Origin of the sequence: Rhizobium sp. NFR03 (assembly GCF_900111275.1) — a bacterium.
GTDB lineage: Bacteria > Pseudomonadota > Alphaproteobacteria > Rhizobiales > Rhizobiaceae > Ferranicluibacter.
Genome location: NZ_FOGR01000011.1, coordinates 107,831 through 125,955, shown reverse-complemented (window position 1 = coordinate 125,955; position 18,125 = coordinate 107,831). Strand labels below are relative to the sequence as shown.

The 18,125-nt window shown below is 62.4% G+C and carries 17 protein-coding genes and 1 pseudogene; 11 read left to right on the top strand and 7 right to left on the bottom strand.

The window, feature by feature from the left end; genetic code table 11:
* Nucleotides 1–38 precede the first annotated feature (38 nt).
* A complete protein-coding gene (locus BSG19_RS23130) occupies nt 39–410 on the top strand; it encodes a hypothetical protein (protein ID WP_092990400.1) in 372 nt (123 codons plus the stop codon).
* Nucleotides 411–460: 50 nt separating this feature from the next.
* Here BSG19_RS23130 and BSG19_RS23125 read toward each other — a convergent pair whose 3' ends face one another.
* On the bottom strand, nt 461–883 hold the full coding sequence (locus BSG19_RS23125) for a type II toxin-antitoxin system VapC family toxin (RefSeq protein ID WP_092990364.1): 423 nt from the start codon (nt 881–883) through the stop codon (nt 461–463).
* On the bottom strand, nt 880–1,134 hold the full coding sequence (locus tag BSG19_RS23120; protein WP_092990363.1) for a type II toxin-antitoxin system prevent-host-death family antitoxin: 255 nt from the start codon (nt 1,132–1,134) through the stop codon (nt 880–882). The genes BSG19_RS23125 and BSG19_RS23120 overlap by 4 nt, the downstream gene beginning before the upstream one ends.
* A gap of 198 nt (nt 1,135–1,332) precedes the next feature.
* Here BSG19_RS23120 and BSG19_RS23115 point away from each other — a divergent pair.
* From BSG19_RS23115 to gnd, 3 genes and pseudogenes are all read left to right on the top strand, one after another.
* Nucleotides 1,333–3,171: pseudogene (locus BSG19_RS23115) on the top strand (glycoside hydrolase family 15 protein); the annotation flags it as partial.
* A gap of 43 nt (nt 3,172–3,214) precedes the next feature.
* Nucleotides 3,215–4,858, top strand: coding sequence for a Na+/H+ antiporter (locus tag BSG19_RS23110; RefSeq protein ID WP_092990361.1), 1,644 nt, complete (start codon nt 3,215–3,217; stop codon nt 4,856–4,858).
* Nucleotides 4,859–4,964: 106 nt separating this feature from the next.
* Complete coding sequence (gene gnd / locus BSG19_RS23105; protein ID WP_092990360.1) at nt 4,965–5,975, top strand: phosphogluconate dehydrogenase (NAD(+)-dependent, decarboxylating); 1,011 nt, start codon at nt 4,965–4,967, stop codon at nt 5,973–5,975.
* A gap of 58 nt (nt 5,976–6,033) precedes the next feature.
* On the opposite strand, the gene BSG19_RS23100 is transcribed toward gnd, so the two are convergent.
* Both BSG19_RS23100 and BSG19_RS23095 read right to left on the bottom strand, forming a co-directional pair.
* Complete coding sequence (locus tag BSG19_RS23100; RefSeq protein ID WP_092990359.1) at nt 6,034–7,035, bottom strand: NADP-dependent oxidoreductase; 1,002 nt, start codon at nt 7,033–7,035, stop codon at nt 6,034–6,036.
* Between the two features lie 107 nt (nt 7,036–7,142).
* Nucleotides 7,143–7,931 (bottom strand): SDR family NAD(P)-dependent oxidoreductase, encoded by a 789-nt coding sequence (locus BSG19_RS23095; protein WP_092990358.1) that lies wholly within the window; start codon nt 7,929–7,931, stop codon nt 7,143–7,145.
* Nucleotides 7,932–8,192: 261 nt separating this feature from the next.
* On the opposite strand from BSG19_RS23095, the gene BSG19_RS23090 reads away from it, so the two are divergent.
* Nucleotides 8,193–8,762, top strand: a complete 570-nt coding sequence (locus BSG19_RS23090; protein WP_092990399.1) for a TetR/AcrR family transcriptional regulator — start codon at nt 8,193–8,195, stop codon at nt 8,760–8,762.
* 14 nt (nt 8,763–8,776) lie between these two features.
* On the opposite strand, the gene BSG19_RS23085 is transcribed toward BSG19_RS23090, so the two are convergent.
* Nucleotides 8,777–10,090: an MFS transporter gene (locus BSG19_RS23085; protein WP_092990357.1), complete on the bottom strand. Its 1,314-nt coding sequence runs from the start codon at nt 10,088–10,090 to the stop codon at nt 8,777–8,779.
* Between the two features lie 134 nt (nt 10,091–10,224).
* A complete protein-coding gene (locus BSG19_RS23080; RefSeq protein ID WP_092990356.1) occupies nt 10,225–10,401 on the bottom strand; it encodes a DUF2256 domain-containing protein in 177 nt (58 codons plus the stop codon).
* Between the two features lie 94 nt (nt 10,402–10,495).
* Between BSG19_RS23080 and BSG19_RS23075 the strand changes: the two genes are divergently transcribed.
* The gene (locus BSG19_RS23075) at nt 10,496–10,993 is read left to right on the top strand and encodes a metallophosphoesterase family protein (protein WP_244529395.1); all 498 of its coding nucleotides are present in this window, start codon (nt 10,496–10,498) and stop codon (nt 10,991–10,993) included.
* Between the two features lie 45 nt (nt 10,994–11,038).
* Here BSG19_RS23075 and BSG19_RS23070 read toward each other — a convergent pair whose 3' ends face one another.
* On the bottom strand, nt 11,039–12,760 hold the full coding sequence (locus BSG19_RS23070) for a catalase (RefSeq protein ID WP_092990355.1): 1,722 nt from the start codon (nt 12,758–12,760) through the stop codon (nt 11,039–11,041).
* Nucleotides 12,761–12,917: 157 nt separating this feature from the next.
* Here BSG19_RS23070 and BSG19_RS23065 point away from each other — a divergent pair, with 157 nt between their 5' ends.
* The 5 genes from BSG19_RS23065 (at nt 12,918) to BSG19_RS23045 (ending at nt 18,116) form a co-directional block, all read left to right on the top strand.
* Nucleotides 12,918–13,829, top strand: a complete 912-nt coding sequence (locus BSG19_RS23065) for a LysR family transcriptional regulator (protein ID WP_092990354.1) — start codon at nt 12,918–12,920, stop codon at nt 13,827–13,829.
* Between the two features lie 118 nt (nt 13,830–13,947).
* Nucleotides 13,948–15,108 (top strand): ABC transporter substrate-binding protein, encoded by a 1,161-nt coding sequence (locus BSG19_RS23060; RefSeq protein WP_092990353.1) that lies wholly within the window; start codon nt 13,948–13,950, stop codon nt 15,106–15,108.
* Between the two features lie 248 nt (nt 15,109–15,356).
* The gene (locus BSG19_RS23055; RefSeq protein ID WP_092990352.1) at nt 15,357–16,355 is read left to right on the top strand and encodes an ABC transporter ATP-binding protein; all 999 of its coding nucleotides are present in this window, start codon (nt 15,357–15,359) and stop codon (nt 16,353–16,355) included.
* Nucleotides 16,355–17,311: an ABC transporter permease gene (locus BSG19_RS23050; RefSeq protein ID WP_092990351.1), complete on the top strand. Its 957-nt coding sequence runs from the start codon at nt 16,355–16,357 to the stop codon at nt 17,309–17,311. Before BSG19_RS23055 ends, BSG19_RS23050 begins: the two co-directional genes overlap by 1 nt.
* Nucleotides 17,301–18,116, top strand: a complete 816-nt coding sequence (locus BSG19_RS23045) for an ABC transporter permease (RefSeq protein WP_092990350.1) — start codon at nt 17,301–17,303, stop codon at nt 18,114–18,116. The genes BSG19_RS23050 and BSG19_RS23045 overlap by 11 nt, the downstream gene beginning before the upstream one ends.
* Nucleotides 18,117–18,125 lie beyond the last annotated feature (9 nt).

Sequence of the window (18,125 nt, the reverse complement as noted above, 5' to 3'; positions counted from 1 at the left end):
GCTTCATGACGACGGCATCCTATGAGCTGGGAACACGCATGACCGCACAAACCGTCTATGTCTCCATTACAGGACTTCAGCTGAAAGCAAGGCGGCACCAGCCACGGTTCTGGTGGCATGCCATCCGGTCGATGATCCAGGCCCGTAAAGCACCCGGAAACCTGTCGACGGATGCGCGCTTCATCAATGGCGTCCATCACACGCGAACGGTCTGGACCGATGAGGCCGCCATGCGACGTTACCTGATATCCGGCGCCCATCTACAGGCGATGAAAGCCTTCGGCGCGATTGCGACCGGAAAGACGCTTGGCTTTACGACGGAAACCGTTCCCGATTGGGACGAAGTGCGCAGGCTGTGGGAGACCGCCGGCCGCCCTGCGGGGACAACGGCAAAATCCTCGCCGGTCTGAATGTTTGTCACGGGTTCACGTGAGGAAGCCCCGGACGTGCGCGCTGCTTGTCAGCCGCGCCACGGATCGATGACGACAACGCCGGTACCTTCGAAATCGCGGACGTTGCGCGTCACGACGGAAAGGCTATGGACGAGACCCGTGGCAGCGATCAGGGCATCGGCCTCGTTGCGTCGATCCGGAATGTGAAGATGAGCGCAACGCGTCGCGATCGCATCATCAATGGGGATGATGCGGCCTGAAAACGCCGGCCGAACGTGATGGTCGAGCCAGTTGCGCAGCCTTGCACCTTGCGCCGGATCGCGGCGCTGAACGCCAAGCACACCTCGTTCGAGCTCCAGGATGGTGATGGCGGACAGGCAGAGATCATCGGAGTCCTGCCCTCCCATCCAATTTACGACGTTTTCATTCGCCTTGCCATCGCCCAATTTCCGCAGTTCCGAGATGACGTTGGTATCGAGGAGATATCTCAAGACAGATCCACGTCGCGAGGTGAGATGGTGGCGCGCGGCGTGTCGAAATCGATATCCGACAAGCCCGGCGCGGAGAGAGCATCAAGAATGCTGCGGCGCTTGCCGGTAAGGCGCTCATAGGTCTCGTAGGTCATCAGCACATGCGACGGACGCCCCCGGTCGGTGATAACGACCGGCCCGTCTAGCGCCGCCTTCTTGGCCCCGCTCACATCGTGATTGAGCTCGCGGCTTGAAAGGCGAGTATGGTTCATGAAAACCTCGATGTAGTGACGTACCTACATATAAGACAGATGCTGAAAAATCGCAATGTCCTCTGAGACCGTGGACGGGCAATCCTGCATGGCTCTTTCAACCGGAGCCAGATGCGGAACGCTCGACCTCCCCGCTTCAATGCTTTAGCGGTGTCACCGCTCGGGCCATCCGCAAGGCTGGCCTGACGAGCATGGCTTGCCGGAGGATGTCGGATGTCGACAAGGATCGAGGATTACGCTCTCATCGGTGACTGCGAGACAGCAGCGCTGGTGGGTAGAGATGGCTCGATAGACTGGCTCTGCCTGCCCCGCTTCGATTCGCCGGCCTGCCTTTCAGCCCTTCTCGGCGACGAGACGAACGGCCGCTGGAAAATCGCACCGTCGGACAGCACCTTCCGGACGCAGCGCGCCTATCGCGAGGATACGCTGATCCTCCAGACCACCTTCGAGACGGAAGCGGGCAAGGCCGTCATTCACGATTTCATGCCGCTTCGGGACGGGTCGAGCAACATCATCCGCATCGTTGAGGGAATAGAGGGCGCCGTTGCTTTCGATTTCGAGTTCATGGCCCGTTTCGACTATGGGCAAACCGTGCCGTGGATGTCGTTCGAGGCAGATGGCGTGGTGACAGCAGTCGCGGGACCGGACATGCTGATCCTGCATTCTGCCGTTCCGCTCGATGGCAATGACAGCCGTGTCACAGGCGCTTTCACAGTTGCCGAGGGCGAGCGCCTCGTCTTCGCGCTGACCTTCTGCTCCTCCTTCCTGACACGGCCCAAGCCGGTGGATGCGGAAGCCGCACTGGAGGCAACGGAAACCTTCTGGCGCGAATTCACCGGCCGGTGCCCGGATGTCGATGGCTGGACCGGCGCGGTCAAACGATCGCTGATCACGCTGAAGGCCCTGACCTACATGCCGACCGGCGGCATCGTGGCTGCGGTCACCACGTCCCTACCGGAGAAACTGGGCGGCACGCGCAATTGGGACTACCGCTATTGCTGGCTTCGCGATGCGACGCTGACGCTTCTGGCGCTGATGAAGCTTGGCTATTACGAGGAGGCGAGCGCGTGGCGGAACTGGCTTCTGCGGGCCGTGGCGGGCGCGCCGGAACAGATGCAGATCATGTATGGCGTTGCGGGTGAGCGCAATCTTCGCGAATGGGAGGCCGGCTGGCTTCCGGGCTACGAGGGCTCGCAGCCGGTGCGTATCGGCAATGCCGCCTCGGAACAGTTCCAGCTCGACGTTTATGGCGAGGTCGCCGACGCACTGATGCAGGCTTCCAAGGGCGGGCTTGCGCGTCATCCTCGCGGCGAGGAGATTGGCGATGTCCTGATGCCGTTTCTGGAGCGCGTGTGGCGCGATCCGGACGAGGGAATCTGGGAGGTTCGTGGAGAGCGACAGCATTTCACCTATTCCAAGGTCATGGCCTGGGTCGCGTTCGACCGGGTTTCGCTGATGGCGGAGGAGGCAGGCGATCGGCAGGGCTCTCTCCGCTGGCGACAGGTTGCCGACGAGATTCATGCGGAGGTCTGCGCGAAGGCCTTCGATCCCGAAATGAACAGCTTCGTCCAGGCCTACGGTTCGAAGGCGCTGGATGCGAGCGTGCTGCAGATCGGCATGGTCGGCTTTCTGCCGCCCGACGATCCGAGGTATGTCGGCACGGTGGAAGCCATCGAGCGTGACCTTACGAGCGATGGCTTCGTCCTCCGCTACCGCACCGGCGAAACCGACGACGGGCTGCCGTCCGATGAAGGCGTGTTCCTTGCCTGCTCCTTCTGGCTTGCCGATGCGCTCGATCTCATCGGCCGGCGGCAGGATGCGCAGGCGCTGTTCAAACGTCTGCTGGCGCTCTCCAACGACGTCGGACTGCTTTCCGAGGAGTACGACCCGAAGGACAAGCGCCTGCTCGGAAACTTCCCGCAGGCCTTCAGCCATATCGGCGTCATCAATACGGCGCTCAACCTGTCACGGCGCAAGGGCCCGGCCGATGAGCGGTCGGATGCAACCCCCAAGGTGACGGTCGAGTTCGACGCGTAACTCCGAAGAAAAGACGAACCATGCGACGGATAAAAGGACGATCATGGAAGGTGTGACGATTTCCCTGTTCCTGCTGCTCGCCGTGGTGATCAGCGGCATGCTGGCGCGGCTGTCGCCGATCGCCGTGCCGGTGCCGCTTGTCCAGATCGGTCTTGGGGCCCTGCTGGCAACCGTCACGGGTTCCGCGATCACGCTGGAGCCGACGCTGTTCTTCCTGCTCTTCCTGCCGCCGCTGCTGTTTCTCGACGGGTGGCGTATTCCCAAGGAAGGGCTGTTTCATGACAAAGCCACCATTCTGGAGCTTGCGCTGGGGCTCGTCATCTTCACGGTTCTCGGCATCGGCTTCTTCATCCACTGGATGGTGCCGGCGATCCCGTTGCCGGTCGCCTTCGCCCTCGCCGCCATCCTCTCGCCGACGGACCCCATCGCCGTCTCCGCCATCACGGCCCGCGTGCCGATTCCCAAGCGGGTGATGCATATTCTGGAAGGGGAATCGCTCCTCAACGATGCCTCCGGTCTTGTCTGCATGCGTTTTGCCGTCGCCGCCACGCTGACCGGCACGTTTTCGGCCGGAGAAGCTGTGCTGACATTCCTGTGGCTGGCAATCGGCGGCATCGCCGTCGGCCTCGGACTGACGTGGCTGGTAACCCGCGCAAAGGATGTCGTGTCGCGCAAGCTCGGCGAAGAGACGGGCTCGCAGATCCTGATCAGCATCCTCATTCCGTTCGGCGCCTATCTGCTGGCGGAGCATCTGCATTGTTCGGGCATTCTCGCGGCTGTCGCGGCCGGCATCGCCATGAGCTATGAGGAGCAGCGCGGCAAGGTTCTCGCCGTGACCCGCGTACGCCGCGCCGCCGTGTGGGATACGGTCCAGTTCACCATGAACGGCATCATCTTCGTGCTGCTCGGCGAACAGCTTCCGGGCATCGCTTCGGGTGCCGCACGCATCGTCAGCGACACCGGCCACCTGCATCCGATCTGGCTTGGATACTACGTCGTCGCCATCACGCTGGCGCTCGCCGGTCTCAGGCTGGCCTGGGTCTGGGTGTCCCTGCGCTTCACGCTGTTCAAGGCAGCCCGCCGTGGGGAAGTCATCCACAAGCCAAGCTGGCGTCTCGTTATCGCAATCTCCGTTGCGGGTGTCCGGGGTGCGATCACGCTGGCCGGCATTCTGACCTTGCCGCTGGTCATGAATGACGGCTCGCCTTTCCCTGCCCGCGATCTCGTGATCTTTCTCGCAGCCGGCGTCATCATCGTCTCGCTCATCACAGCGAGCATCGCCCTGCCGGCACTGCTGCGCGACCTCGAACTGCCGCCCGAACCTTCTCATCAGCGTGAGGAGGACGAGGCGCGCATCGCCGCTGCCGAAGCTGCGATCAAGGCCATCGAAGCCACGCAGCACCGGCTTGGCACCGGCCGCAACGATGCCGATCTCTATGCCGATGTCGGCACGCGCCTGATGGAGGTCTATCGCCAGCGCATCGATGGACGATCGCGCTCCATCGATGAGAACGACCAGATCCGCAAGGTGGAGGAGATCGAGCGGGTTCTGCGGCTTGCCGGCGCACGCGCCGAGCGCGACCAGATCCTCAAGATGGCCCGCGCGCGCAAGCTGCCAGACGAGATGGCGCGGCGGATCGTCCGCGAGATCGACCTGACAGAGGCGCGTTTGAGTTCGGCAACATGAGGGAAGCGCGTCGAGCCACTCGACGGGAGGTTCCCTCGCGCCCGAAACGGCCTACATAGAGCCTGCCGCCAGCAACCGGCGACAGAAGCAGGAAGGTTTCAATCCAATGCAGATCGGAATGATGGGACTTGGCAGGATGGGCGCCAATATGGTGCGTCGCCTGCTGCGCGGGGGCCATGAGTGTGTCGTTTACGACATCAACCCCGCAAGTGTCGCAGCACTCGTTGCCGAAGGCGCCGTGGGTGCCGCCTCGGTGGAAGAGTTGGTGTCGAAGCTCGCAAAGCCGGCCGCGGTGTGGCTGATGCTGCCGGCCGCGATTACGGATGAGAACCTCGAGCGGGTGGCCGCGCACATGGTGCCCGGCGACATCATCATCGACGGGGGCAACTCCTTCTACCATGACGATGTCGACCGCGCCGAACGCCTCTCTGTCCGTTCGCTCAATTACGTGGACGTGGGAACGAGCGGCGGCGTCTGGGGTCTCGATCGCGGCTACTGCCTGATGATCGGCGGGCCTGACGATGCCGTGCGTCATCTCGACCCCATCTTCGCGACCCTCGCTCCCGGCGGAGATATCGATCCCGCCGACGTCAGCGAAGACATGAAGACCGCGGATCGGGGCTATCTGCATTGCGGGCCAAGCGGCTCCGGACACTTCGTCAAGATGGTGCATAACGGCATCGAATACGGAATGATGGCCGCTTATGCGGAAGGCATGAACCTTCTCAAGTCGGCCAATGCCGGCAAGGCCGCGCGCGCGGCAGATGCAGAAACCAGCCCGCTGCAACAGCCGAAATACTACCAGTTCGACCTGGATCTCCCGGCGATCGCTGAAGTCTGGCGCCATGGCAGCGTCGTCAGCTCATGGCTGCTCGATCTGACGGCTGGCGCACTGAAGGCAGACCCAGAACTCGCCGGGTTCAGCGGCCGTGTGTCGGATTCCGGCGAAGGCCGCTGGACGGTCAAGGCGGCCATCGACACCGGCGTGCCGGTGCCCGTTCTCTCGTCCGCGCTCTATCAGCGGTTCACCTCCCAGGGCGAGGCCGAATTCGGCGACAAGCTGCTCTCAGCCATGCGCTTTGCTTTCGGCGGTCACCACGAGAAACCGAAAAGCTGATCATCACATGAGACCGTAGCGGACACGATACATTGCCCGCTACGGTGTCACGAGCGTCTTAACCGACCTTGATCACGACCTTGCCCTTGGCACGTCCCGTCTCGACATAGGCAAGAGCATCAGGCGTTTGCGAAAAAGGGAAAACTTTGTCCACGACAGGGCGGACGATGCCCTTGTCGATCAGCCCGGCGATCTGCTCCAGCTGCCGCCCGTCCGCGTGCATCAACAGGAAGGAATAGTGGACGCCGAGACGCTTGGCCCGCTTTCGCGCACTGCGGCTCAGCAGCCGGATAACCAGTTTCAGGAACCCGTTCAGCTTCATTGCATCGGCAAAGCCCGGGTCAGGCGGGCCCGAAATGGAAACGAGATGGCCGCCCGGTTTCAGGACGTTCAGCGATTTCGCAAGCGTCTTCGGATCCTGGCTGTGCAGTACGACGTCATAGCCGGAGAGGACCTTCTCGAAGTCATCCGTCTGGTAGTCGATGACGATGTCGGCACCGAGGCTTTTGACGAGAGCGGCATTCTTTGCGCTCGTCGTGGTCGCAACCGTTGCGCCCAGATACTTGGCAAGCTGGATCGCAACCGTGCCCACGCCGCCCGAGCCCGCCTGAACGAAGACCTTCTGGCCCGGCTTGACGTTGGCGACATCGACCAGCGCCTGCCAAGCGGTCAACGCGACCAGGGGAATGCAGGATGCCTCTTCGATCGTCAGCGTGCGCGGTTTCAATGCGACATCGCTCTCGTCGATGGCGATGAACTCCGCGAATGTTCCGATACGGTGATCCCTCGGCCGGGCATAGATCTCATCGCCGACCTTGAAGCGGCTGACGCCGGATCCGGCTTCGATAACCGTACCGGCGACATCGTGGCCGAGAATGAAAGGCGGACGATAGGGAAGGAAGATCTTGAACTCGCCGTTGCGGATCTTCGAGTCGAGCACATTGACAGCTGTCGCTTCGATGCGAACGAGCACGTCGTTAGCCTGAACCTGCGGGGCCGGCCGATCGACGAGCGTCAATGGGCCGTTCTTCTTGTATTTTTCTACGACATAGGCTTTCACGCGTCATCTCCGGTCTGCTGCGCCCGCATGTTGACCAGCGTCAGCCTGCCGGCTGTCGATGGTCCCCACCCGGCGCGGTGTCGCGACGGGTGCATTCGGTGACCGCCTTATCCGGCAGTGCGATAGCGCTCCGCGGCATGTTCTTGGCGCGTGTTCGGAAGCATTGCCTGGCGGGCGGACTGATAGGTTTCCCACTGGCCAACATCGGGCAGCGGCGGGATGGAGACGGCTTCACGTCGATCATAGCCGACGAGCGCGGCATCGACCAGTTCCGCAACGTCCATGACGCCCGTCATCGTGTTGACGTCGATGCCGGAATGCTCCCAGATCTCGGTACGGGTCGCGGCAGGAAGCACCGCCTGGACATAGACGCCCTTCGGACCGAGCTCGACTGCAAGGCTCTGCGAGAGGAAGGTAACGAAGGCCTTCGTCGCGCCATAGACCGACATGGCGAACTCGGGTGCAAGGCCCACGACCGAAGAGATGTTCACGATGGCGCCCGACCCCGCCTCGGCAAATCGCGGTGCGACGGCGCTGGCCAGACGAACCACGGCGGTCGTGTTCAAAGCGACCAGCCGGGCAACGTCTTCAGGGGTCTGGGTGAGGAAACCGCCACGCAGATTGGCGCCGGCATTGTTGATCAGTACGCCGATCGTCGCGTCGTCACGAAGACGCGCCTCAACGATTTCGAGATCGGCGACCAGGGTAAGGTCGGCCTGAATGATATCGATGGCGACACCGCTTTCCTGGATCAGCCGCGCCGCGACGGCATCCAGTCGGGTCTTGTTGCGGGCGACGAGGATGAGGTCATGCCCGCGACGGGCAAAACGTTCGGCGTAGACTTCGCCGATACCGGTGGATGCGCCGGTGATGAGAACTGCTGGGAGATTGGACACGATGCACTCTCGCTTTACGAACGGGTTCTAATGATGACGGTTATCATCATTGTTTTATTTATGATGACTATCATGAAACTGTCAACGGCTTACGTGGTGGAATTCCTCAGGCCCATTCCGGGAAAAATGCCGTGTCGCTAATGTGTCAGGAAGCATTCCATGCCGGCATTGCCTTCGCAGGTTGCAGCCTTTACATTGATGACAATGATCATGATTGCCGCCTGTACGGCGTTAGCGGCACGGATTCGGGAGACGATGGAAGTGAAGGTCAGTCGAGAGCAGATGGCGGAGAATCGCCTCAGGATTTTGGATGCGGCGAGCAGGCTTTTCCGGGAAAAGGGTTTTGACGCCGTCACCGTCTCCGAGGTGATGAAGGCTGCCGGTTTGACCCATGGCGGGTTTTACGGCCACTTTACTTCAAAAGACGATCTGGCAGCCCAGGCTCTGGCAAGTACCTTCACTGCGAGCGCAGACGACACGCGGGATATGTCTGCCTATCTCGACCAGTATCTCACCCCCCGCCATCGCGATCATCCGGGAAACGGTTGCCCCATCGCAAGTTTGAGCGGAGAAAGCCGTCATCAGGGGACGGCAGTACGGGCCGCGATCACCGAGGGACTGCAAGCGCAGCTCGCGCGCATGAGCCGGACGGAAGACGGTGAAACGCACCCGGAGCAGCGACGTGCCCTGATCGGCAGCTGGGCGGCCATGGTCGGCGCGATGATCCTTTCACGGGCTATCGTCGATCCCGCGCTATCCGATGAAGTGCTGCGGGAAACGCGGGCCTGGATCAAGGCGGAAGGTGAGACCACCAAGCCAAAGGCTTCTTAAAGAGGCAGATAAGCTCACCCCAACGATGACTGCCGCGTCTCCGCATCGATCATCCGGGCGGCAAAGGCCGCGCAAACGAGAAGGGCTGCAAACAGCCCGACCGCGACGCCAACCCCGAATGTAACGACGAATGTCATCAGCGTCGGCGCGGTGAGGCCGCCGAGCCGTGCCACGGCACCGGCAGCACCCATGCCGGTCGCGCGGGATGCGGTAGGGTAGAGTTCCGGTGTGAAGGCATAGAGCGCACCCCACGTTCCCAGCAGCGCGAAACTCATCACGAGCAGGGATGCCCCGATCAGGAGGTCGTCCGGCGAGAGGACGAAGAGCAGGCAGCCGAGTGCGGAGAGGAGGCAGAACCCGATCAGCGTTGGGCGACGCCCCCATCGCTCCACGCCAAAGGCGGCAAGCGCGTAGCCGGGGATCTGCGCCAGCGCCACGAACACGAGAAAGCCATAGCCGCGCACGAAGCCGAAGCCCTCGCTCGCGAGGCGCGCCGGCATCCAGGTGAAGATACCGTAATAGGAAACGGAGACCAGGAACCAGACAGCGAGGATCAGCAGGCTGCGGCGGCGCAAGGCGGGAGAAAAAACGCCTTCGGACGCCGTTCCGGGCGCCGCGACCAGACGTTCGCCAGCTTTCAGAGCGGGCTTTCCGTGCAGGGTCAGCATGCGGTTGACGATGGCTTTCGCCTCGTCGGCACGTCCGGCGCGCAGCAGATAATAGGGCGATTCCGGCACGAAGAACCGCAGGCCAACGCCGACGATGGCAGGCAGTGCCGTAACGGCGAAGATGTACCGCCAGGCATCCGCCACCCCGGCAATGCTTGCGGCCCATGCAGCAAGCGCAATCGCCAGCGTTCCCACTGCCCAGAAACCTTCGAGCATGACGAGCCAGCGGCCACGATTCCGCGCAGGCAGGAACTCCGCCATCATGGCGTAGTCGACCGGCAGGGTGCCGCCGACAGCAATACCGGTCAGGAAGCGCAAGGCGAGCAGGCTCGTGAAATCCGGCGCGAAAACCGAGAGTGCGCCGAAGACGGCGTCGCAGGCGACAGTGAGGAGCAACACGCGCCGACGGCCCCACCTGTCTGCCAGCCGCCCAAAAACCACGGCGCCGATGAGCATGCCGAGGAAGAACAGCGTCCCCGTCTGCAGTGCCTGAGGCACCGTCAGCCCGAAGGTCGCCGCAATGGAAGCCGCGGTGAAGCCAACCGCGAGCACCTGCATGGCATCGGCCGTCCAGACAAGTCCGAACACGCCGAGCAGCCTGCGCTGGAACCGACCGGTGCCGGCGCGATCCAGTGCCTCGTCCATCGTTATCGAGGTCATCTTGCTATCCCTGTTCCCGCCGCGCCTGCTTGCCTGGGCCTTGGGCGATCCGAACTTTCATTCTGCGCCCTGCGGTGGGACTCTATAGACCAACCTGCTCGTGAGTACAGTCCGGCCATGAGATGGCGCGCCCCTTACCCGGCATTGGTCGCTGCCGATGGCTTCCGACGCAGTTCGCCCTTGCAGCGCTCCGAGCAGGTCTTGACGTTATCCCAGTCCCGCGCCCATTTTTTCCGCCACGCGAATGGCCTGCCACAGGCGGCACAGATTTTCTGCGGAAGACTGGATTTCGTGTAGCGCTGTTCCTTCATAGGGGGAAACCTGTGGCGCGGATCCGATTGATCAAGCAGCACGGCAATCGCCGGGCTTGAGCAGGGTTGATCTCGCCATTGCCGGCCCCAGATCATGCCGATGATCTACTTTACCGCCGATACGCATTTCGGCGACCCGCGCGTCCTGCGCATCGACCGCCGTCCCTTTTCGACCATGGCTGAGCACGATGCCGCGCTGATTGCGAACTGGAATACTGTCGTCGGCAAGGACGACGAGGTCTGGCATCTCGGCGACGTGATTTCGAAACGGGGGGATTGCGAAACCCTGCTCGGCGCCTTGAATGGCCGCAAGCATCTGATCATCGGCAATAATGATCCGGAAACGACGACCGGAGCACAGGGCTGGTCGAGCGTGCAGGCCTATGCGGAAATGGTTCTCGACGGTCACCATCTGATCCTCTGCCACTACGCGTTCCGCACATGGAACAAGATGGGCAAGAAATCGATCGACCTGCACGGTCATTCGCACGGACGTCTGAAACCCATGCCACGGCAGTTCGATGTCGGCGTGGATGCGCGCGGGCTGCGGCCGGTGACACTTGCAGAACTGCTCACCGGAAAAAAACTGTGACCTGAGAAAAAGCGCACCGGCCGACAAGGCCGGTGCGCCTGATGGCTACTCCGCAGCACGCGGCTGCGGCATGCCCTCATCGGGGAGACGTCCGCCCAGCACCTCTTCGGCCGAAGCCTTGTGGTTGCGAACCGAGCTGGTCCACTGCCCCCAGAACGCCGGATCGATCACGTCCCCGTTGCTGCCGAGATTTTCCAGTCTCCGGTTTTCCTCTTCCGTCAGGACCTGCTTGGGAAGCGGGCCGAGATGGCGGATATCCTCGGCGCCGATACCCAGGATTTCACCGACGCCGCGGCCATAGGCATCGTGAACCATGAAGAAGTGCCAGACCATCCGCTCCTGAACATCCCGCTCGCACTGCTTCAGCAGATCGCCCATATTGAAGATCAGGTCGTCTCGCTCCCAGTCCATCATCGTGCAGAACCGGCCGCGCGCCTGAACATAATCGTTGCGGCGCTCCAGAACGCTGCGGGTCAGGCGGCCGTGGATCTCCGGCGGATTGTTGGGCTCGTCGCGTCGGGATTCCTGCAATCCGTCATGGATGGACGGCTCGTAGTTCACATGCGGGTTCTGGCCCGGGGCCAGATCGCGACGATAGGACATTTGCCCGCCACTGAGATGGGTGGAGACGGCAGCGTTTTTTGCCTGATTGACCGGAAGTTGCAGGTAGTTCGTGCCAACCCGATAACGCTGCGTGTCGGAATAGGAAAAGGTGCGACCGACCAGCATCTTGTCGTCGGAGAAATCCAGTCCGTCGACCAGTACGCCCGTGCCCATGGCGATCTGCTCGTTCTCGTTGAAGAAATCCTCGACATTGCGATTGAGCGTCATAACGCCGATGTGCCGCAACGGAAAATCGCGCTCCGGCCAGATCTTGGTGTCATCCAGCGGATCCCAGTCCAGCTCCGGATGGTCGTGATCCTCCATGATCTGTACATACACGTCCCACTGTGGGTATTCGCCCCGCTCGATCGCCGTGAACAGGTCCTTGGAGGCAGAGCCGAAATCCTGACCCTGGACCTTCGCGGCTTCGGCTGCCGTGAGGCTCGCAAGCCCCGCGCGCGGGTGGAAATGGTATTTCACAAGACAGGTGTCGCCCTTGGCATTGACCATCTTGTAGGTGTTGACGCCAAACCCTTCCATGTGGCGATAGCTGGCGGGTATGCCACGCGGGCTGAACAGGTGCGTCAGCATGTGCATGGATTCCGGTGTCTGGCTCATAAAGTCGAAGATCCGGTTCGGCTCCTGCCGGAATGTCACCGGATCGGGCTTGAGCGAGTGGATCACGTCGGGAAACTTGATCGCATCTCGGATGAAGAAGACCGCGAGGTTGTTACCGACAAGATCCCAGTTGCCGTCTTCCGTGTAGAACTTGACCGCAAAGCCCCGTGGGTCTCGCGCAACCTCCGAAGAATCCCGCCCACCGATAACGGTGGAGAACCGGATGGCCAGCGGCGTCTTCTTCCCCGCCTCCTGAAACAGCCTTGCGCGGGTATAGGTCGCAGACGGCTCATCGCCGATCTTGCCGGTCGCCTCGAACTCGCCATAGCAGACGAAGCCGCGGGCATGCACCACGCGTTCCGGAATGCGCTCCCGATCGAAATGCGTGATCTTTTCCAGAAACTGGTAGTTTTCCAGCGTGGCCGGACCGCGTGCGCCGACGGTGCGCTGCGACTGGTTGTTGGTAATCGGGTGCCCCTGCCGGTTGGTCAGCGTGCGCTCTCCGGCACTGGTGTTTCCACCCTTGCCCTCATGTTTCTCGTCCATCCTCTGCTCCTGTCACACGGGGTTTCGGGCAAGCGTGCGCCTTGGCGGACGCGGTGCCCTCCGGTCCCCGAACCGGACAGCATCGCCAGAGTTCCAGCAGATGTTCCGATCGCCCGAGGGACTTGCCAACCCTCCGCGACATCCCGATAACCACGGAATGGCTTTCACGCTTCGCCAGCTTCAGTTCTTCGTCGCCGTTGCCGAACAGGGGTCGGTCACCCGGGCAGCGCAGAACCTGTCGATTTCCCAATCGTCGATCACGGAAGCGATCAAGGAACTCGAAAGCGATCTCGGCGTCACCCTTTTCGATCGGCATCCGCGCGGCCTTCACATCACCCATAACGGCCATCAGTTCCTGCGCCACGCGACGAAGATTCTGGCCGGCGTTCAGGATGCTCGCCGCTCGTTTGCCCAAGCGCCGGAAACGGCGACCGGCAAGCTCAATCTCGGCGTGACGTCGCTGGTGGCGGGCTATGTTCTCTCCGATCTTCTGGCACGCTATCGGCGCGCCTTTCCCGCCGTCGATGTCAGCGCCATCGAAGATAACGGCTCCTATCTCGAGCATCTTCTCGTCGGCGGAGAACTCGACGTCGCCGTCATGGTCATCTCCAACCTGCGCGATCGCATGGCGCTGCAGGCGGAGATCATCGAAACCTCCCCTTACAGGCTCTGGCTGCCCCTCGGCCACCGGCTCGTCTCGGCCGACATCATCTCCATATCGGACGTCGCGCAGGAACCGTTGATCATGCTGACGGTCGATGAAATCGAGGAGAACACCGGAAAACTTCTCGCCGCCCTCGGCGCCCGCCCGCATGTGGCCTTCAGAACGCGGTCGGTCGAAGCCGTCCGCAGCCTTGTCGCCACGGGCGCCGGCATCGCCCTTCTGCCCGATCTCGTTTACCGGCCGTGGTCGCTGGAAGGCGACCGGATCGAGAGCCGCGACGTCTCAGGTGCCCTGCCGGTCGTCCAGGTCGGCATGGTCTGGCGCAAGGGTTCCAGCCTTCCGCAGTCTGCGCGCGATTTCATAGGCGTCGTGGAAAACCTGCGCAGCAGCCGTGGGCGCAACTAGCATTCGGTAAAACCGATACCGACTATCTGTTTAATGAATTTGCGAATGCGGCAGAAGCGCGGCACCTTTCCTTCCGGGAACAGACGAGCCGAACAACGGCCGAACCGGGAGACCACAGATGATCAAGATTCTGAAGTCCTGCACCACTCTTGCCTTATCGCTCGCTTTCGCCACCTCTGCTATTGCACAAGAACCTTTGAAGGCGCTTGGCACGGGCGAAGGCGAACTGTCGATCGTGGCGTGGGCCGGCTATATCGAGCGCGGCGAGACCGACAAGGCATATGACTGGGTGACCGATTTCGAGAAATCGAGCGGCTGCAAGGTCTCGGTGAAGACGGCCGCGACCTCCGATGAAATGGTCGCGCTGATGAACGAAGGCGGCTTCGACCTCGTCACCGCATCCGGCGACGCGTCGCTCCGCCTTGTGGCCGGCAAGCGTGTGCAGCCCATCAATACAGACCTCATTCCCAGCTGGAAGACGCTGGATGCGCGGATGCAGGATGCCCCCTGGCATACGGTCAAGGGCGTCCACTATGGCACCCCCTATGTCTGGGGTCCGAACGTGCTGATGTACAATACCGAAGCCTTCAAGGGTGATGCGCCGAAGAGCTGGAAGGTCGTCTTCGAGGAGATGACCCTGCCGGACGGCAAGTCCAATAAGGGCCGCGTTCAGGCCTATGACGGACCGATCCATGTGGCGGATGCCGCCAACTATCTTATGGCGCACAAGCCGGAACTGGGCATCAAGGACCCTTACGAGCTGAACGAGGAGCAGTACAAGGCGGCACTCGATATTCTTCGTGTCCAGCGCACGCTGGTCGGCCGATACTGGCACGACGCCATGATCCAGATCGACGACTTCAAGAACGAAGGCGTTGTCGCCTCCGGCTCGTGGCCGTTTCAGGTCAATCTCCTGACGGCCGAAAAGCAGCCGATCGCCGCCGTCTTCCCGGAGGAAGGCACGACCGGCTGGGCCGATACGACGATGCTGTCCTCAGAAAGCGCTCATCCGAACTGCGCCTATATGTGGATGGAGCATTCGCTTTCGCCGAAGGTGCAGGGCGATGTCTCCGCCTGGTTCGGCGCGAACCCCTCCGTCGGCGCGGCCTGCAAAGGCAACGCGCTGCTAACGGACGAAGGGTGCAAGACCAATGGCTACGAGAACTTCGAGAAGGTGAAGTTCTGGAAGACGCCGGTTGCCAAATGTGCCAGCCAGAGCGAATGCGTGCCCTACCACCGCTGGGTATCCGACTATATCGGTGTCATCGGCGGGCGGTAGGTCGCGGCGTGGTCGAACGCTGCCTCTATAAGCACGGCTCAGGTGTAGGCGGGGTCCTCTGCCCCTCACCCTAGCCCTCTCCCCGCACGCGGGGAGAGGGAACGTGCCACGCTCGTCGTCAGAGCAAGGGTTTGCCTCATATGCCCTTCTCCCCGCCCGCGGGGAGAAGGTGGCGGCAGCCGGATGAGGGGCGCCTCCGCATGCGAGCATCCCACTCCTGACTTTCCTAGCCCCAACCGGACGATCCCATGACACCAGCCATCCTCTTCCAGAACGTCTCGCGCCATTTCGGCAGCGTGCGCGCCGTCGATGGCGTCGATCTCGCGGTTGCGGAAGGCGAGTTCTTCGCCATGCTTGGCCCCTCCGGCTCCGGCAAAACGACCTGCCTGCGCCTCGTCGCCGGCTTCGAGCAGCCGACCTCCGGCCATATCGAGATCTTCGGTGAGACGGCGGAAGGCGTGCCGCCCTACCGGCGCAACGTCAACACGGTCTTTCAGGATTATGCGCTGTTTCCGCACCTCTCGATCCTCGACAACGTCGCTTACGGGCTGATGGTCAGGGGCATGGGAAGGGGCGAGCGGCGACGGGAGGCGGAGGAAGCGCTGGCAATGGTCGCCCTGCCCGGCTATGGCGCGCGCAAACCCGGCCAACTCTCCGGCGGTCAGCGCCAGCGCGTGGCTCTGGCGCGAGCTCTCGTCAACCGTCCGCGCGTGCTGTTGCTCGACGAACCCCTGGGCGCGCTGGATCTCAAGCTACGCGAGCAGATGCAGGAAGAGCTGAAGACGCTGCAGAAGACGCTTGGCCTGACCTTCATCTTCGTGACCCACGACCAGAGCGAAGCCCTGTCCATGGCCGACCGGGTGGCCGTTTTTCATGAGGGCAAAGTCCGCCAGGTGGGTACGCCCGAGGAGATCTATCGCCGTCCGAAAACCCGGTTCGTTGCGGATTTCGTCGGTTCTTCCAACGTTCTCTCCCGCGCCCAGTGCCAGCGGCTCGGCCTCGACGCGCCTGCCGCCAGTCTGCGTCCGGAGTCGATCCTATTGGGAACGCCAACCGATGGCCAACTCGGCCTCACCGGCACACCCATTGCCGCAAGCTTTCTGGGCCCCATCAACCGGGTGACGCTCGATTGTGCTGGAGAGCGCATCGTGGCCTCGCTCCCGGCCGGCACGCCCGTCCCAGCCGCTGGCGAGCCGGTGACGCTCGCCTTCAACCGGCAGGACCTCCACGTGATGGAGGAAGCCTGATGGCGATGGCGGCCCACCAGACGCATGCCCCAACGACGTCGGACGGGCATAGCCTCGGCCGCCTGTCGGATGTCTTATGGCGGCATCCGAAACTGTTTCTGGCCTTGCTTCTCTGCCTGCCACTCCTCTGGCTGGGTGTCGTCTATCTCGGGTCGCTTGCGATCTTTCTCGTCCAGAGCCTCTTTGCTATCGACGATTTCTCCGGCCTCGTGACCTACGAGCCGACGCTTGCCACATACCGGCAGCTCTTCTCGGACGCGAATTTCGACATCATCCTGCGCACGGTATTGATGGCGGCGAGCGTGACGCTGGCCTCGATCGTCATTGCCTTTCCCATCGCCTACTATGCCGCACGCTATGCCCAGGGCGTCTGGAAAGCGGTGTTCTATCTCGGCGTCATGCTGCCGCTCTGGTCGAGCTACCTCGTAAAGATCTACGCCTGGAAACTGATCCTTGCGAAGGAGGGCATCCTCACCTGGCTGTTTACAAAGCTGCACCTGCTCTGGCTTCTCGACTCTTGGCTTGCAATACCGGTCATCGGCGGCAACTCGCTGTCGGTCAGCTACACCGGCACCTTCATGGTCTTCGTTTATGTCTGGCTGCCCTTCATGATCCTGCCGATCCAGGCCGCGCTCGAACGCGTGTCCGGCAGCCTTGTCGAAGCTTCGGCCGATCTCGGCGCACATCCCCGGCAGACCTTCCGCCACGTCCTGCTGCCGCTTGCGCTGCCGGGCATCGTTGCCGGCTCCATCTTCACCTTCTCGCTGACGCTCGGCGACTACATCATCCCGCAGATCATCGGCTCCTCCCGCCTCTTCATCGGGCAGGCGGTCTACGCACAGCAGGGAACGGCCGGCAATCTGCCGCTCGCCGCCGCCTTCACGCTGGTGCCCATCGTCATCATGAGCGCCTATCTCTGGGCCGCCCGCCGCATGGGAGCTTTCGATGCGCTCTGACCGTCTCGACCGGGCACCGCTGCCCCTGAAGATCTCGGCCTGTGTCGGCCTGCTGTTCCTGCATCTGCCGATCCTGCTCATCTTCCTCTACGCGTTCACCACCGAGGAGAAGAGCTATCGCTTTCCACCGCCGGGGCTGACGCTTCAATGGTTTGCCGTGACCTGGAACCGGCCGGATGTCTGGGCGGCGCTCATGCTGTCGGTGAAGGTGGCCAGCCTGGCGACGGCCATCGCCCTCGTGCTCGGCACGCTCTGCGCCGCTGCCGTTTCCCGCTCCGCCTTCTTCGGCCGCGAGGCGGTGTCGCTGCTCGTCATCCTGCCGATCGCGCTGCCCGGCATCATCACCGGCATTGCGCTCCGGTCGGCCTTCTCGATGGCGGATATTCCGTTCTCGTTCTTCACCATCGTGCTTGGCCACGCCACGTTCTGCATCGTCGTCGTCTACAACAACGCGGTCGCTCGCTTTCGCCGCTTTTCGGGCTCGATGGTGGAAGCGTCCATGGATCTTGGCGCGGACGGCTTCCAGACGTTTCGTTACGTCATCCTGCCGAACATCGCGACAGCGCTTCTGGCCGGCGGCATGCTCGCCTTCGCGCTATCCTTCGACGAGGTCATCGTCACGACATTTACGGCCGGACAGCAATCCACATTGCCGATCTGGATGCTGGAAGAGTTGATCCGCCCCCGCCAGAGGCCGGTGACCAATGTGGTCGCCATGGTTGTTGTGCTGGTCACGCTTCTGCCCATCCTTGCCGCCTACTTCCTCACCCGCGATGGCGACCGCATTGCCGGCGCGGGCAAATGATACGAACCT